The sequence below is a fragment of the Roseomonas sp. CECT 9278 genome, from assembly GCF_918698155.1.
Lineage (GTDB): Bacteria > Pseudomonadota > Alphaproteobacteria > Acetobacterales > Acetobacteraceae > Neoroseomonas.
Map to the genome: position 1 here is coordinate 1 of NZ_CAKKLX010000054.1, position 15,303 is coordinate 15,303.

Consider the following 15,303-nt stretch of genomic DNA (forward strand, 5'->3'; position numbering starts at 1 on the left):
CGAGCAGGCGCTGCGCGAACAGGCGGCCCGGGACCAGGCGGCCCGCGACGCGGCGGCGCGCGACCAGGCGGCACGGGATGCGGCCGCACGCGAACAGGCCGCGCGCGACCAGGCGGCCCGCGACCAGGCGGCCCGCGACCAGGCCGCGCGCGACCAGGCCGCCCAGCAACAACAGCAGCAGATGGCCGCGCTCAGCCGCCTCGACATGCGGGCGGCGGCGCAGGCGCTGGCCACCGGCACGCCCTGTTCGCTGATCGCCTGGTCGGCGACCGACCGGACCATGACGCTGTCCGGCGTGGTGCGGCGCGGCGATGACGCGGCGATCCGGCAGAACCTGGCGCAGCGTGGCGTGCCGGAGGATGCGGCGCGGCTCTCCCTCGCCTCCTTCGACGGCCCCTATTGCCCCGCGCTCGACCTGCTGCGGCCGGTGCTGGGGGCGGCCGGCGTGGCGCCTTCGGTCGAGGTGGTCGGCCGGCTGCCGCTGCAGAAGGGCGAGCTGATGCGCCTCGATGTGCAGATGCCCGAATGGCCGGCGCATCTGTATGTCGCGTACTTCATGCAGTCCGGGCAGGTCGCGAACCTGGTGCCCTCGGCCTTGCAGGCGGCCGGGGCGCGGGTGCGCCTGGGCGAACCCCAGGGCAGCTTCACGGGCTGGGAGGTCGACGAGCCCTATGGCACCGACCTCGCGGTGGTGATCGCGTCCGACCGCCCGCTGTTCGGCAATTCGCGACCGGTGGTGGAAAGCCAGGATGCGTACATGGCGGCGCTGGCGGCCGCCCTGCGCACGGCGCGCGCCAGCGGCACCCGCGTGGTGGTGCGCCCGCTGGTGGTCGAGACGGTGGCGCGGCGCTGATCGCCCCGGCCATGGCGATCACCACGCGCGCCATCGACATCCCGACCACCCAGGGCGTGCTGAACGCCCAGCTGTATGAACCCGATGCCGCGGGCCACGCGCCGGCGGTGCTGGTGCTGATGGATGCGCCGGGCATCCGCCCCGCCCTGCACGGCATGGCGGCGCGCATCGCCGCGGCGGGCTACCGCGCGCTGCTGCCCAACCTGTACTGGCGCGCCACGCGGGAGGTCGGCTTCGACCGCGCCGCCTTCTCGCGCGAGGGCGACCCGGAGCGCGAGCGCATTTTCGCGCTGGCGCGCGGCTACGGTCATGCCCAGTTCCGCATCGACCTGCCGGCGATGCTCGATGCGCTCGGCGCCTCGGCCGCGCGGCCGGCGGCGGCGGTGGGATACTGCATGAGCGGGCGCTTCGCGCTGCAGGCGCTGGCGGAACAGCCCGGGCGGGTGGTCGCCGCCGCGTCCTTCTACGGCACGCGCATGGTGACCGATGCCGACGACAGCCCGCATCTGTGGATCCCGCGCATCGCGCATGGCGATGCCTATCTGTGCTTCGCGGAGCACGACCCCTACGTCCCGGCAGGCGTTCCGGCGCAGGTCAGCGCGGCGGTCGCGCGCAGCGGCGCCCGCCATCAGATCGAGCATTATCCCGGCACGCATCACGGCTTCGCCCAGCCGGATTCCGGCGGCTTCGACCCGGTGGCGGCGGAGCGGCACTGGGCCGCGGTCTTCGCGATGCTGGGGCGCATCAAACGCTGACGCCGCGACCGGGAACCAACCCGGCGCGGCGTCAGGCCATGAGGGTGTCGCGGCGGCCCATCGGGCGCCGCGACACGGGCTTCGTCAGATCTTCTTGCCGTAGTCCCACAGCTGGTAGCCGCTGAACTGGTTGCCGTAGCCGGAGCTGCGCCAGAAGTCCTTCATGAACTCCTTGAACTTCGGACGCGTCTCGAAATAGAACTCGCCGAAGTTCGGGTCGAAGAAGGCCACGTCGTTGCGCCCGACGAAGGCAGCCATCGCGTGGCCGCCGCCCGCGCCCATGATGCCGATCATCAGGTAGAAGTTCTGGCCGTTCCACAGATCGGGGTCGAGGTCGCGCGAGATGCGCGCGCCCATCGCCTTGCCGTTGCTGTAGGAATGGATGCCGCGCATGCGCCCGCGGGCCGTGCCGCGCGGGATCACGCCATGCACCGACAGGAAGCGCTTCGTCGCCGCCGCCTGGAAGTCGTTCGCCTTCTTTTCGGAGCTCGTGAGGCGGATCGTCGGGTTGTGCGTCGGGCTCGACTTGCTGGACGAGTCACCCTCGATGAAGTTGACCATGATGTTGGCGATCATGCCCTGGCGCACGTTCATCGTGCCCGGCGTGCACAGCCAGTTCCACAGCGAGCGATCATTGGCGTGCTCGGCGATCCACTTCGCCGACAGCGCCTCGCAGATGCCGCCACTGGTCTGGGGCATCATCTTGATGAGCGTTGCGGTCGGCTCCAGGCACTGGGAATACGGCATGTAGCCGCCGCCCGCCTTGGTCGCGGTGGCGCGCACCCGGTTGACGAATTGCTGCATCGACATGACGTGGCGCTCCTTGCTTGCGGAGCAAATCCTATCTGGAATGATCCGCCGCATCAAACGCCATCGGCGCAGCGCGGCGCCCGCCATCGGGCGCCGCGAGATGCGCTGAAGCTCAGGAAATACCTGGGTTTCCGCCCGATGCAGGGGCCCTGCCGCCCTGCCTGCGCGGTGCGCGGCGCCGCTGCCGACTGAAATGGTTCACAGGCGCCCGCGCCTCGGCGCCGCATCGCATGCGCGGCATTCGGATCGCGGCGCATGGTCACCGCCACCCGCGACATGACGGCAGGGCGACGCGCGATGGGACCGGCCAGGCCGGATCGCTGCTATTGCGGTGCGCGCCCGCGCAGCGCGGCGCGCAGCTGGTCCGCGCGCTGGTCCGTGAGGCCCGCATGGACCGGCTGGAAGAAGCGCGGGTCGGGCGTGAAGATGAGGTAGGCCATCGCCTCGTTCATCATCACCTCCTCGATCGCGGGATCGTAGCCTTCCCGCGCGAGGAAGGCGCGGAAGGCGGCGCGCTCGGCCTCGGTGAAGGTGTCGCGCCAGACCTGCGCGACATGCTCGGCGAAGCGGGCATCAGCGAAGAAATGCCCGTGGCCGACCTCGTGCTGCAGGATCGCCTCGCGCATCGCCGCATCGACGCGTTCCTCGAGCCCGGGCACCGAGACGATGGCGAATTCGCCGGGTGCGGGAACCAGGCGGCGGATGCGCGCCAGCTCGTCGCGCAGCCAGGCTTCGTCGCGCGTGAGCGCGATGCCGTCGCGATCGGCCAGGGCGAAGAAGCGTTCCAGGTCGCGGCCGCGATAGTTGTGCCCGTAGTAGTAGGTGCCCGGCGTGTCGCCGCTGCGCGCGATGGCGGCCGCCAGCGCGGCATCGTCGAGCACGCGGTCGCGCGGCAGCCCGGCCTTCTCGACCAGCGCGGCGGTCCGGTTGAAGGCGGCGCCCTGGCGGTCGAGGTTGGGAAAATCCGCGACGAAGATCCGCGGGTTGGCGTCCAGGCGGAACATCGTCGGCGCTTCGGCGCGATGGGCCAGGATCTCGGCCTGCGTGGCGATGCGCGGGCCGATCTCGGCGGGCCGGGGCGCGATGGGCGCCGGCGCCGGCGCCGGCGCGGCCAGGGTGGGTAGGTCGGGCTTGGGCGGCGGATCGGGCGTATCGACGGCGCGCCACCACCACAGTCCGCCGGCAACCCCTGCGGCCGCGATGGCCGCCGCGCCGATCACGACCGGCATGCCCCGCCCACGCGCCGTCGGCGGGCCCGGCAGGGCCCGCGCCTTGGCACCAGGCGCGGCGATGCGGACGGTAGGGTCGCTGTCCGTCACCGCGGCGCCGTCAGCTGCCGATATTGACGACCTGCACGCGACGATTGCGCGGGTTCGACGTCTCGTCGCCCGTCGGCACCAGCAACTGGGTCTCACCCAGGCCCACCGCCACCAGGCGACCCGGCGACACGCCGAACTTCGCGACCAGGTAGTCGCGCACCGCCGCCGCACGGCGTTCCGACAGCGCCTGGTTCGAGGCCGGGTCACCGACCGTGTCGGTATGCCCCTCGATCCGGAAGCGGAAGGCGGCGAGGTCGGGCGAGGACAGCGCGCGGCCGAGCGGCGCGAGGGCGCGCTCGCCCTCCGGCGTGATCACCGCGGAACCGCTGGCGAAGGTGACGGTGATCGAGGCCGACGGCGCATCGGCCGTGGTCTCGCGCACCGGCGGGCGCACGACGGCGGGTGTCGGGCGCGCGGTGGCGGGTGCGCTCACGCTCGGCGCGCCGGGACCGGCCAGGCCCGGCGAGGGCGCGGGGGCGGCGGGCGGCTGGCCGAAGACCGGCGCCGGCTGCACGGGGGCGGAGGGCGGCGGCGCGCCTTCCACATTGCCGGGCACGCGGATGCCGCGGGTCTGGCCGCCGGCCTGCGGGCGCAGCCGTTCGATCAGCTGCAGCGCCGCCGGGTCGGACTGCGCGAAGGCAGCCGGGGCGCCGGTGACAAGGACCAGCGCCGCGGCGCCGGCGAGGAGAAGCGAGCGGGTCATGGACGGACCTCCTTCAATCGGCAGAGGAATAACATGGTGGCGCCGGCGATGCATCCGAAGCGGTTCGTATCCCTCGCCCGGCGTGGAGCCTGGGCGCGTTCGCGCCCGGCGGCAATCGCGCGGGCTGGAAGACCGTTTGAGAAGGCCGGTGCCGGACCGCGGAACGCGCCGCCCGGCGCAGTCTCAAACGGCCTCTCACACCACACCGAGCGCGCGCCATGCCCCGAGATGCGTGGCGAGGCGCCCGGAGATCTCGGTGAACAGCGCATCCTGCGCCGCGGCATCGGCGCCGGCGGGGGCGAGATGCCGGACCAGCGGACCGGGTTCGGCCGGCATCCCCGACTGGATCGCGACGACCAGCGCGAGTTCCAGCGACGAGGCCGGCATGCCGCTGCCCAGCCGCTGCGCGACAGCGCCGAGCGGCGTGCCGCTCGCCGCCGCCTCGGTGCCGTAGTGCAGCGCGACCGCGCGGTTGCAGCGGGCCGCGCGGTCTGGGTCCGGCGCGGCATCGCGCCACAGCGGATGGGCGACGAAGGTCTCGGTCAGCATCACCGCGATGTCGGCTTCCGTGAGGTCCTCGGCGCCCGGCAGCACCGCGAGGTCCGCCAGGCGCTGCGGCCCGCGGGCCAGCGCGCCGAGCAGCGCCGCCTGCTGCCCCGGCGCCAGCCCCGCCATGCCGGCCTGCGTCGGCAGCCGCACCGCCGCGCGGGACGGGTCGCCGCCGAGCGCGAGGCTGATCGCGCCCAGCGCGCCCCGCGCCGCCGGCCGCCGCCCGCGCACGAAGATGTCGGTGCGGAAGCGCCGGTCGAGGAAGGCATCGAGCCGTGTCTCGCCCTCCATCCAGGCCGGCAGCGCCGCGAGGCCTTCCTGCTGCGGCGGTCGCAGCTGGAGATCGGCCATGCCGGCGGCCGGACGTGCCGGGCCGGCATAGTCGAGCTGCGCCCGCGCGAGGTCCCGCGCCAGGTCGGCATGGAAGACCGGGCGCCAGAAATCGGTGAACCACTGGTGCGCCATGTAGTCCGGCGAGGCGGTCGCGCGCGTGATGATGCGGTCGAGCTCGGTGGCCGGCGGCAGGTGCGGCGACCCGATGGCCCGGATGCGCGCCAGTACCGCCAGCGCATGCGCGCCGCGCTGCGCCGGCGTGCCCGGCACGCCGCGCACGGCATCCTGCAGCAGCCGCTGCAGCACGATATAGGGCGCCTGCGCGGGCAGCGCGTTGTAGCCCATGACCACGATGCCGCCCGGCTTCACGCAGGCGCGCAGCAGCGCGACGATCCCCTCCCGCACCACATCAGGCACCCAGGTCCAGACGCCGTGGCACAGCACGATGTCGGCGGCGGGCAGCAGGCGCGCCGCACGGGCCTCGTCGAAGCCGGCAAGGTCGGCCTCGATGAAGCGGGCATTGTCGAGCCCGGCATCGGCGGCGATGTCCTCGGCCTCGGCGACATGGGCGGGCTGGAGGTCGAGGCCGGTGACCTGCCAGCCGGGATTGGCGGCCGCGAGGATGATCGGCGTCAGCCCCCGGCCGCAGCCGATGTCGAGAACGCTGAGCCGCTCGCGGTCGCGCGGCGCCCAGGCGGCGCCGGCCAGGGTGGCGGCCAGGTGCAGCCGCGCGGGCGAGACGACGGGGTCGAAGGCGGCCACGTAGCGGACGTCGGTGGCCCCGTAATGCGCGCTGGTGACGGACATGGCGTTCCTCGCGTCAGACCACGCCGATGGCGCGCCAGGCGGCCAGGTGGCGGGTCAGCGTGGTCTCGATGCTGCGCCTCACGGCGGCGACCGCCTCGGGGTCGTCGCGGCGTTGCGCCAGGCGGTCGGTCAGGCTGTCCACATCCGCCGGCACGCCCATGCGGATCGACGCGACGATCGCCAGGCTGGTCATGCCCATCGCGAAGGCGCTGCCGGTCGCCGGCACCACCGCGCCGAGCGGTGCATGGCTGGCATAGGCCTCGGCGCCGAGGCGACGGGCGATGGTGTCATTGCAGCGCGTGGCGCGCGCGGCGAAGGCGGGGTCGGTGGGGATGTCGCGCCACAGCGGATGCGCGGTGTAGGTCTCGTAGAGCATCAGCGCGACGTCGCGCTCCGACAGGCCGGCGCATTCGGGCAGCGCCGCGAGGTCGCGCAGCCGCTGCGGCCCCCGCGCCAGGGCGCCCAGCAGCGCGGCGTTCTGCGCATCGGTCAGGCTGGCCAGCCCGGTCCGCGTGCCGAGCGTCATCACCGCGTGGTCCGGATTGACCCCGAGCGCAAGGCGGATGTCGCCCAGCGCCTGCGGCACGGCGGGGCGCCGGCCGCGCACGAAAATGTCGTTGCGGAAGCGCCGCTCGATGAAGGTGTCGGTCAGCGTCTCCTCGGGCATCGCGCCCGGGAGCTGCGCGTAGATCTCGCGCTGCGCGGGCGTGAGTTGCAGTTGGTGCAGCGCGGCGGAGGGGCGCGACGGCGCGCCGAATTCGATCTGCGCCGGCGCCAGGTCGCGCACGACATCGGCGTGGAAGGCGGGGCGCCAGAACGGCGTGAACCATTCATGCGCGGCATAGGCCGGCGCCATCGCGGCGGCCTCCAGGATCGGGCCGAGCACTTCCGGGCGCGGCAGGTGCGGCGACCCGGCATCACGCATGCGGCCCAGCACGGCGAAGGCGGCGCGCGCCTTCTCGGCGTCGCCACCGGGCACGCCGCGCGCCGCCTCCATCAGGAAGCGCTGCATCGGGATGCAGTCGGCGAAGCCGGGCAGCGCGTTGTAGCCCAGCAGCAGCAGGCCGCCGGGCGCCAGGCGCGCCGTCAGCAGCGCGACGATGCCCTGGCGCACCACGTCGGGCACCCAGGTCCAGACGCCGTTGCAGATGACGATATCGACCTCGGGCAGCAGCGCGCGGGCCGCCGGGCCGTCCAGTTCCGCGAGGTCCGCCTCGATGAAGCGGGCATTGTCGAGGCCGGCATCGGCGGCCAGTTCGCGCGCCTCGCTGACATGGACCGGCTGGAGGTCGAGGCCGATCACATCCCAGCCCGGATTGGCCGCGGCCAGCAGGCAGACCGTCAGGCCGCGTCCGCAGCCGATGTCGAGCACGCGCAGCCGCTCGCGGTCCGCGGGTTCCCAATGCACGCCGGCGAGTGCGAGGGCTAGGTGCAGCCGCGCCGGCGAGGCATCCACCCCGAAGGCCGGCACGTAGCGGGTTTCTGCGCCGCCGTAGCGGCCCTTGGCATCGGTCACGCGGCTCTCCGGATCACACCACGTCGCGCGGTTCGAACAGCGCATCGCGCGCATCGGCGCGGCGCGGGGCCGACGCCCCTGTCCAGGTCGACCAGCCGAGCCGGGCGCCCGCACCGGCGCGCGAGGCCGGCACCTCGTCCTTCCGCAGCACCAGGTTGACCGCGAAGGCGGTGTCCTGCCCGACGAACAGCCGCGCCAGCTGGGTGATCCGCTGCCAGGCCGGCGTGCCGGGCAGCAGCGCGTCGAATTCCGCGCGTGTCAGCGGGCCGAAGCGGATGATGAAGCGCGCCTGGGCATCCCAGACCTGCGCGCCCGCGGTCGCCGAGACGCCCAGCGCACAGTGCTGCGGCGCCGCACGGCCCTTGGGCATGCGGGTCTGCTCGGCTTCCGGCAGGCGGATGTAGCCGCCGGCGAATTCCTCGATCTCGACGCGCCGGCCGGTCTCCGCCTGCAGCATCGCGCGCAGGCGTTCGGCGCTGCGCGTGCGCGAGGCAAGGTTGCCGGCATGGTACAGCAGTTCGTCCCGCGCGACGCGCATCCGGCCATCGAGATGCCCGGTGCCCATGCCGATCGTGGCCGACAGCGCATCGGTGGCGGGCTGCGGATTGCGGGTCGGGCGGTACTTGGCGCCGGCCTTCGGATAAAGCCCGACGCTGCGCCGCGCCACCATGTCGAGGAAGGCGTGCAGTGCCGTCGACCGCTTGCGCTGTTCGGTCGCCACCATCGCGGTGTGGTGGCGTGGCAGCACGCCGCCGGCGCCCACCAGGCCGAAGGTGCCGAGGGTGAGTTCGCCTTCCTCCGGCTTCGCCTGCACCACGGCGCCCGCCGGCATGGCGAGGCGACCCATGCTGCGCAGGCGCAGCGCCTCGGGCTCGCCGGGCGCGGTGCCGGAGGCATGCAGCGTGACCGCCACCGCCTGGTCGAGGTCGAAGCGTGCCGGTTCGCGCTTCAGCCGTTCGATCGGGGAGAGTGGCGCGAGGGCCGGCGCCGGCGCCGGTTCGGGCGGCGGGCGGGACGCCACCGCCGCCTGTTCGGTCGCAATCGCGAAATCCTCGAGCGCCGGCAGGGCCTCGGGCGCCGGGTCCGGCGCGGTCGGCGTGGCGTCGTCCTGCGGGGCGCCGCTCACAGCAGCGTCCGGGTGCCGCTGCGTGCGGGGAAGCGCGCGACGATGCCAGGCCGCCCGCGCAGCGCGACATGCGTGCGCGAGAAGGCATTGACCGAGACCTGCAAGGCCAGGAACCGCTCCAGCACCTGCGCGAGCGGATAGAGCCCGGCGGAGACCCAGGTCTGCGCGTCGAAGGTCAGCGTCACCTCGAGCCCACGCGCGAAGGCACCGGCGCGCCCGCCCGGCAGGCGCGCCACACCAGGGCGGGTGTCCACGGTCACCAGCGAGGACAGCGCGGCGCGTGTCTCCGCGGTGTCCCGCAGGTCGTGCAGGCGCAGGATCTCGCGCAGCGCCGCCGCGCCCGCCTCGCCCCCGGTGACCGACAGGTGGTTCAGCGCCAGGTGCGAGATCAACCGCCAGGCGCCGCGATCGTTCAGCCCGGGACGCAGCGTGGGTGTCGGCGGCGAGAGGCAATCGACCGCCGCGATCGCAGCACCCCCCTGGCTCACGCGCAGGCGCGGCTGCCCGGCGCCGAAGGGCAGCAGCGCCGGCAGGTCGCGGTTGCAGCAGGAGGCCTCGATGGTCAGCACGCCCTCGGCCAGGCGCGCCGGGTCGAAGCCGGCGTCGCGCAGTTCGATCCATGTCTGGGTGCCGGTGACGGGCGGCGTGGCGCCGCGGCGGAAGGTGACGTAGTTCGCCTCCGCGGCCGAGGTTTCCTCCCCATCGGCCTCGTTGCGGCCGAGGCGGTAGAAGGGCAGCACGGGGCGGCGCACGCCGTCGGGACGGCTCTCGCGCACGGAGTCGATGGCATAGACCTCGAGCGCCGTGGGGCGGCGGGCGTCGGGTACCACCATCCATTCGGACTGCGTGCCATCCAGCGCGATGGGTTCGCAGCGATGCGGGAAGATGTTGATCGCCGGCGTGCAGCCCAGCGCGACATTGTCGGGGCCGAGCACGCGCTCGAGTTCCGGCATGGCGCGGTTGAGGTAGATGTAGATGTCGAGCCGGTCGCTCTCCTGCAGGAGCGTGCGCGCCTCCAGGCCCGAGAGGTCGAGGTAGAGGAACTTCTCCGGGAAGGCGAACCATTCGGTCAGCATCCGGTAGCCGGCGAAGGCGCGGTTCGGCCAGGGCAGCGCCGCTTCCTCGTGCCCGAAGCCGCCGGGCTGCAGGCGGTCGGGGTCGAGCAATGTCGGCCGCGGGTCGGCCGGGCTGTCAGCCAGCGCGATGCCGACGCAGGAGGTGCAGAGCAGTTCGTGCAGCAGCGCGGGCACCGCGCCCACGCCCCGCAGGTGCAGCCGCAGCTTGTCGAGCCCGATCTTGGCGAAGGTCGCGTCCGGCGTGGTGACCTTCAGCCCGATGCGCAGGCACGCGAGCGCGGCCTGCACGCGGTTGTTCGCGGGTGCGGCGATGGGCTGGCCGCCGAGCTTGAAGGTCTCGACCGCCACTGGCCAGACGGTGACATCGTGGCAGGTCTGGAAGCGCACCGGTTCGCCGCGCACCGGCTCGGTTTCCAGCATGAGGCCGCGCGCCACCCGCATCGGGCCCTGCGCGTCGGGCGCCGGCCCGAGGCGCAAGGTGGTCATCGAGGGCACCGGCGCGAGCAGGTGCGGCGAGAGCATTTCGAGCAGCGTCTCGCTGAACTCGGGCAGTTCGTCGTCCAGGCGCTGCTGTACCCGCGCCGCCAGATAGGCCACGCCTTCCAGCAGGCGCTCGACATAGGGGTCGTCGACCGCCTCGGGTGTCACGCGCAGCCGCGCGGCGACCTTCGGATAGGCATCGGCGAATTCGCCCGCGAGCTTGCGGATCGCGCCCAGTTCCCGGTTGTAGTAGGGCAGCAGGCTCTCGGACATGGATCAGTCCTCCCGCACCGCGACATCGAGGGTGGTCGGGCGGACCACGGTCTCGAAGGAGATGTGCTCGGGCACCGGGTCGGTGCGCAGGATCGCCTCGATCCGCAGGCGCAGCACGCGGTCGATCGATTCCCGTTCCTCCTGGCGCAGCTGCACCTTGACGTTCATCAGCCGCGGCTCGAAGCGGGTGATGGTGGCCTGGATCTCCCGCGACAGCGCGATGCGGCGTTCTTCCTCGGTGAAGGAGCCGGCCGTCGGGTCGGGCACGCCATAGCCGACGGGCGAGAGCGGCAGTTCGGCCAGGCCAGGCAGCGGCGGCAACCGACGCCGGCGCGCGTTCAGCAGCGCCTCCAGGTCGCGCCGCACGGCGATGCGGAGCTGTTCGATCGCCAGCGACTGCGACAGCGGCGGGTCGCGCGGGCTGTCGGGGTCGGAATCCAGCAGGCGGTCCAGCAGGGGCAGCCTGACCCGCGGGCTCGATCGGGTATCGGACACGCTTCTATGCCCTCAAGCGCCGGGTGCGGGCATGCGCCGGCTTGGCTTGCGCGCCGCGCACTGGCGGCTTGGCCGCGGCCGTCGGTCCGGCGCGGTCGCGCCTTGCGCTCCCGGATCGCGGCGCGATCCGAAGGGGGCGGGGCGGTTGTGCCGGCGCACGCCCAAAGTCACGCGGCACATCACGGCCGATTGGCGCGCCCTGGCGGATCGTGCACCGCACGATCCGGGGGCGCCAAGCGCGACCGCGCCCAACCTGCGTGCGGCGCCCGGCGCAGCCGTGCACGGCGCGCAAGCCAAGCCCGCGGATGCGGCCGCCCGGCGCCTGAGAGCCATCAGTCAAACGTGAGCTCGTCGAATTCGGCGAGGGTCTTGGCCTCCTCGCCCACCAGGAATTCGCGCCCGCCCAGGCCACGCACCAGGCCGGCAGTCTCCTGCCATTCCGTGCCGCGCCCCAGGCGCAGCGGGTTCGGCATGTCCTTGGCGGTCCAGGGATAGACCACCGGCATGTAGATCACGCCCTCCTGGCCGTCCTTCATCTCGATGGTGGCGCGGCGCCAGTACAGGTCGCGCGGGCGCTTCGGCGCATCGAAGGACAGCGCGCGCAGGCGCTCCGTCGGCACCCACATGTATTCGCCGCCCGCCGTGTGTACCTCGATCATCGCGGCGAACACGTCGTCCACGTCGCGGAAGTCGTCGAAGGCGACATCCCCGGCGCGGCCGGCCACGCGCGGGCGCAGCGATTCCACCTCGGCCACCGCGGCCGCCGCGCCGGCGTGGTCGCCGGCGCGCAGCAGGGTCACGGCCTGCGCGGCCGCCTTCTGCGCCTCGGTCGGGTCCTCGCCCTGGAACTTCGGCACGCGGCCTTCGGTCAGCACCTGGCGGCGCACCACCTCGCCGCGGATCAGCTGGCGGAATTCCATCACCGTGGGCGACGGGGTTTCCTCCAGCACGGCATCGAGCGAGCGGTCGGCCCGCTCGAACTCGCCGGCGAAGACCAGCATTTCCGCGAGCAGCCAGCGCGCGCCGGCCTCCCGCGGGGCTGCCTTGACCGCGGCGGTCGCCGCCGCCACCGCCCCTTCGATGTCGCCTGCCTTGAACGCGTCGCCTGCCGTGGTCATGCCGCTTGCCTCGCCGCCTGGAGATCCGTCACGAGGCGGAAGGCCGCCCCCACCTCGTCCAACTGGTAGTGCGGCTGCAGCATCACCGTGCAGCCGAAGACGCCCGGCTGTCCGGGCTTTTCCGCAACCTCGACCCGCGCATCCCGCAGCGGGTAGCGCGCGCCCGTGTCACCCGACGCGGCCGAGATGTTCGTGAAGCCCTGCAGCCATCGCTGCAGGCGTCGCTGGATCTCGTCCGAGCTCTTGAAGGACCCCACCATGTCGCGGCCCATCAGCTTCACGCAATGGGCGAAGCGGCTGACGCAGAGCATGGCGTTGAACTGCGCCGACAGGCGCTGGTTCGCATTGGCCGCCGCAGCCGTGTCGCCGGTCATGCGCGGCGGGCGGTGGATCGACGGCGTCGCCGCGAAGGATCCTTCGGGCAGCAGCTCCAGGCCGATGAACGGCACGAAGCCGGCCTCGACGGCCTGGCGTTCCTGGTCGTCGGTCAGCGCGACCTCGACCGGCGGGCGCAGCGACGCGTCGCGCGGGTCGCCCGACAGCCGCTCGGCGGGCAGGCCCTCGATCACGCCGCCGGATGGGTCGCGGTTCACCGCGGCGCCGCGCACATCGGCCGGCCAGGCGGATCGCGCGAAGGCGCGCACCGCCGCGGCGGCCAGCGCGTAGCCGACATTCATCCAGACGCGCGAATCGGAACCGGCGGCGTGTTCGCGGTAGCGGAAGCGGTCGGCGCGGGTGGCGTCGTCCGGCCAGGGCACGCGGGCCAGCGCGCGCGGCAGCACCACCGACAGGAAGCGGCTGTCCTCGCGCCCCTGCAGCGATCGCCAGCGCAGCCGGTCGGGCGCGCGCAACACGTCGGTCAGGTCGGCGGCGGCGCCGAGGCCGGACCATGAATCGAAGCCCAGCAGGGCCGGATGCGCGGCGATCGACGCCGGCGCGAAGGCGGCCGCCGCGACGCCGGCCAAGCCATCGAGCCCGGCCACGTCGTCGGTCGGGCTGCCCGGGCCGGGGGCGTGGCGGACCTCGTAATCCGCGACGAGCATGCCGAAGGGCTCGCCGCCCGGCGTGCCGAATTCGCCCTCGTAGACCATCTTGAACAGGGCGGACTGGTCGAATTCCAGCGCGCGTTCGAAATCGCGGCACAGTTCGGCCCAGCGTGCCGGCAGGAAGCGCAGCTTGACGCGTGCGCCGAAGGGAACCCGGTCGCTGAGCCAGGCCAGGCCGCGCCAACTGCCCTCGAGCCGTCGCAGCCGTTCGTGGTGCAGCACGACATCGAGCTGGACGGCGATCAGCCGGTCGAGTGCTGCGATGTCGCGATCGACCGCTTCCTCCAGCCGCCGGATCGCCAGGCGACGCCCGCGCGGGGTGCCATCGTGGTGCAGGATGTTGTCGAGGTGGTGGCCGAACCAGCCGCGGATGCAGGCGGCCGCGGAGCGATCGGTGATGAAGGCCGCGACGGCCTCCGCGCCGCCCGCCCCCGCGCCCTGCCCGAGGAAACGCCCGGACAGGACCACGGCACGCAGTGCGACGGGCGGGTCAGCTTCGGTTGACGGCGGCATCGCGCCGTTCCTCCCTGCCCCGCCCGGCCGCGGTCAGGCCTTCTGCGGAATGCGCGCGACCATGCGCATGGAGGTGCTGAGTTCCTCCATCTGCAGCCACGGCCGCAGATACGCCACCGCATTGTACACGCCCGGCTTGCCGGGGACTTCCTTGACCTCGATCTTGGCCTCGCGCAGCGGGTACTTGGCCTTCATCTGCTGGTCGGCGTTCTGGCTGGTGTTGACGTAGTTCTTGATCCAGCGGTTCAGCCAGGTCTCGACATCGGTCGCCTCCATGAAGGAGCCGATCTTGTCGCGCGCCATCACCTTCAGGAAGTGCGCGAAGCGCGAGGTCGCCATGAGGTACGGCAGGCGGGCGGAGATCGCCGCATTCGCGGTGGCTTCCGGCCGGTCGTACTTCTTGGGCTTCTGCACCGACTGGGCGCCGAAGAACACGGAGTAGTCGGTGTTCTTGTAGTGGCACAGCGGCAGGAAGCCCAGGCCCGAGAGCTCGGCCTCGCGGCGGTCGGTGATGCCGATCTCGGTCGGGCACTTGGTGTCGCTGTCGCCATCGTCCGAGGTGAACACGTGGGTCGGCAGGTTCTGCACCTTGCCGCCGCCTTCCGCGCCGCGAATGGCGACGCAGAAGCCGTACTGCGCGAAGGCGTCGGTCAGGCGCGTGCCCATGACGTAGGCCGCGTTCATCCAGCAATAGTCCTGGTGCTCCATCGCCTTCGGCTTGCCGGCGGCGTCGTAGGGAGCCTCCTCGTAGTTGAATTCCTCGACCGCCACGGTGGCGGCGCCATAGGGCAGGCGCGCGATGGTGCGCGGCATGACCAGGTTGAGGAAGCGCGCGTCCTCGGTGTCGCGCAGCGAGCGCCACTTGGTGTATTCGGCGGTCTCGAAGATCTTCGCGAGGTCGCGCGGCTTCGACAGCTCGCGGTAGTCCTCCATGCCGAACATCTGCGACGAGGCGGCCGAGATGAAGGGCGCGAAGGACGCCGCCGCCACCGAGGAGACCAGGCGCAGCGTCTCGATGTCGTCGGGATGCGCCGACCATTCGTAGTCGCCGATCAGCGCGCCATAGGGCTCGCCGCCGGGGGTGCCGAACTCGTTCTCGTAGATCTTCTTGAACAGGGTCGACTGGTCGAACTCGACCGCCTTCTGCAGGTCGCGCGACATCTCGCGCTTGCTCATCTGCAGCATGCGCAGCTTGAGCGACGTGCCCGTCTCGCTGTTCATCACCAGGTAGTTCAGGCCGCGCCAGGAGCCTTCGAGCTTGCTGAACCGCTCATGGTGCATGATCTGGTTGAGCTGCTGGCTGACCTTCTGGTCGATCGCGGCGATCGCGCGGTCGAAGGTCTGGCTCAGGTTGCGGCTGAAGGTCACGGTGCCCTTCAGCGCTTCCTCGGTCAGCGCCTTGATCAGGTCCTGGGCGCGGTCGCGCTCGGTCTGCTTGGTGGCGCCGATGACCTGGTCGAGCAGGCCGAGGCCGCCTTCCGCTTCGGTCGTCGTTGCCGCGCCGGCGGCATCGGACTGGGTCTGGCTCATG

Annotated in this window: 13 protein-coding genes; 2 read left to right on the plus strand and 11 right to left on the minus strand. The window is 72.6% G+C overall.

The genetic code is table 11. The annotated features are described in order from the left end of the window. Both LQ222_RS22820 and LQ222_RS22825 read left to right on the plus strand, forming a co-directional pair. Window positions 1–853: DUF4384 domain-containing protein (locus tag LQ222_RS22820; RefSeq protein WP_230169176.1), on the plus strand; the 853-nt coding region annotated here is incomplete at its 5' end. An 11-nt stretch (window positions 854–864) separates the two neighbouring features. Then, window positions 865–1,608 (plus strand): dienelactone hydrolase family protein, encoded by a 744-nt coding sequence (locus tag LQ222_RS22825; protein ID WP_230169177.1) that lies wholly within the window; start codon window positions 865–867, stop codon window positions 1,606–1,608. Window positions 1,609–1,692: 84 nt separating this feature from the next. On the opposite strand, the gene LQ222_RS22830 is transcribed toward LQ222_RS22825, so the two are convergent. The 11 genes from LQ222_RS22830 to tssC (LQ222_RS22880) form a co-directional block, all read right to left on the minus strand. Then, the gene (locus LQ222_RS22830; RefSeq protein WP_230169178.1) at window positions 1,693–2,418 is read right to left on the minus strand and encodes a YopT-type cysteine protease domain-containing protein; all 726 of its coding nucleotides are present in this window, start codon (window positions 2,416–2,418) and stop codon (window positions 1,693–1,695) included. A gap of 323 nt (window positions 2,419–2,741) precedes the next feature. Continuing rightward, window positions 2,742–3,647 (minus strand): hypothetical protein, encoded by a 906-nt coding sequence (locus LQ222_RS22835; RefSeq protein ID WP_230169179.1) that lies wholly within the window; start codon window positions 3,645–3,647, stop codon window positions 2,742–2,744. Window positions 3,648–3,747: 100 nt separating this feature from the next. Further along, window positions 3,748–4,440, minus strand: a complete 693-nt coding sequence (locus LQ222_RS22840; protein ID WP_256444057.1) for an OmpA family protein — start codon at window positions 4,438–4,440, stop codon at window positions 3,748–3,750. 195 nt (window positions 4,441–4,635) lie between these two features. After that, a complete protein-coding gene (locus LQ222_RS22845; protein ID WP_230169180.1) occupies window positions 4,636–6,129 on the minus strand; it encodes a class I SAM-dependent methyltransferase in 1,494 nt (497 codons plus the stop codon). A 13-nt stretch (window positions 6,130–6,142) separates the two neighbouring features. Beyond that, window positions 6,143–7,645 carry a class I SAM-dependent methyltransferase gene (locus LQ222_RS22850; RefSeq protein WP_230169181.1) on the minus strand — a complete coding sequence of 501 codons (1,503 nt, stop codon included), beginning with the start codon at window positions 7,643–7,645 and terminating at the stop codon, window positions 6,143–6,145. A 13-nt stretch (window positions 7,646–7,658) separates the two neighbouring features. After that, window positions 7,659–8,771, minus strand: coding sequence for a type VI secretion system baseplate subunit TssG (tssG, locus tag LQ222_RS22855; RefSeq protein WP_230169182.1), 1,113 nt, complete (start codon window positions 8,769–8,771; stop codon window positions 7,659–7,661). After that, window positions 8,768–10,600 (minus strand): type VI secretion system baseplate subunit TssF, encoded by a 1,833-nt coding sequence (gene tssF, locus LQ222_RS22860; protein WP_230169183.1) that lies wholly within the window; start codon window positions 10,598–10,600, stop codon window positions 8,768–8,770. The genes tssG and tssF overlap by 4 nt, the downstream gene beginning before the upstream one ends. 3 nt (window positions 10,601–10,603) lie before the next feature. Next, the gene (gene tssE, locus LQ222_RS22865; RefSeq protein WP_230169184.1) at window positions 10,604–11,095 is read right to left on the minus strand and encodes a type VI secretion system baseplate subunit TssE; all 492 of its coding nucleotides are present in this window, start codon (window positions 11,093–11,095) and stop codon (window positions 10,604–10,606) included. Window positions 11,096–11,427: 332 nt separating this feature from the next. Beyond that, the gene (locus LQ222_RS22870) at window positions 11,428–12,213 is read right to left on the minus strand and encodes a type VI secretion system accessory protein TagJ (RefSeq protein WP_230169185.1); all 786 of its coding nucleotides are present in this window, start codon (window positions 12,211–12,213) and stop codon (window positions 11,428–11,430) included. Further along, on the minus strand, window positions 12,210–13,772 hold the full coding sequence (gene tssC / locus LQ222_RS22875) for a type VI secretion system contractile sheath large subunit (protein WP_230169186.1): 1,563 nt from the start codon (window positions 13,770–13,772) through the stop codon (window positions 12,210–12,212). Before tssC (LQ222_RS22875) ends, LQ222_RS22870 begins: the two co-directional genes overlap by 4 nt. Window positions 13,773–13,805: 33 nt before the next feature. Next, window positions 13,806–15,302: a type VI secretion system contractile sheath large subunit gene (gene tssC, locus LQ222_RS22880; RefSeq protein WP_230169187.1), complete on the minus strand. Its 1,497-nt coding sequence runs from the start codon at window positions 15,300–15,302 to the stop codon at window positions 13,806–13,808. Window position 15,303 lies beyond the last annotated feature (1 nt).

What these genes read in the sequence shown, in the direction of transcription:
- tssC (WP_230169187.1), bottom strand. Translation starts at nt 15,302, where the DNA reads ATGAGCCAGACCCAGTCCGATGCCGCCGGCGCGGCAACGACGACCGAA.
- tssC (WP_230169186.1), bottom strand. Translation starts at nt 13,772, where the DNA reads ATGCCGCCGTCAACCGAAGCTGACCCGCCCGTCGCACTGCGTGCCGTG.
- tssF (WP_230169183.1), bottom strand. Translation starts at nt 10,600, where the DNA reads ATGTCCGAGAGCCTGCTGCCCTACTACAACCGGGAACTGGGCGCGATC.
- LQ222_RS22870 (WP_230169185.1), bottom strand. Translation starts at nt 12,213, where the DNA reads ATGACCACGGCAGGCGACGCGTTCAAGGCAGGCGACATCGAAGGGGCG.
- LQ222_RS22835 (WP_230169179.1), bottom strand. Translation starts at nt 3,647, where the DNA reads ATGCCGGTCGTGATCGGCGCGGCGGCCATCGCGGCCGCAGGGGTTGCC.
- LQ222_RS22845 (WP_230169180.1), bottom strand. Translation starts at nt 6,129, where the DNA reads ATGTCCGTCACCAGCGCGCATTACGGGGCCACCGACGTCCGCTACGTG.
- LQ222_RS22840 (WP_256444057.1), bottom strand. Translation starts at nt 4,440, where the DNA reads ATGACCCGCTCGCTTCTCCTCGCCGGCGCCGCGGCGCTGGTCCTTGTC.
- LQ222_RS22825 (WP_230169177.1), top strand. Translation starts at nt 865, where the DNA reads ATGGCGATCACCACGCGCGCCATCGACATCCCGACCACCCAGGGCGTG.
- LQ222_RS22830 (WP_230169178.1), bottom strand. Translation starts at nt 2,418, where the DNA reads ATGTCGATGCAGCAATTCGTCAACCGGGTGCGCGCCACCGCGACCAAG.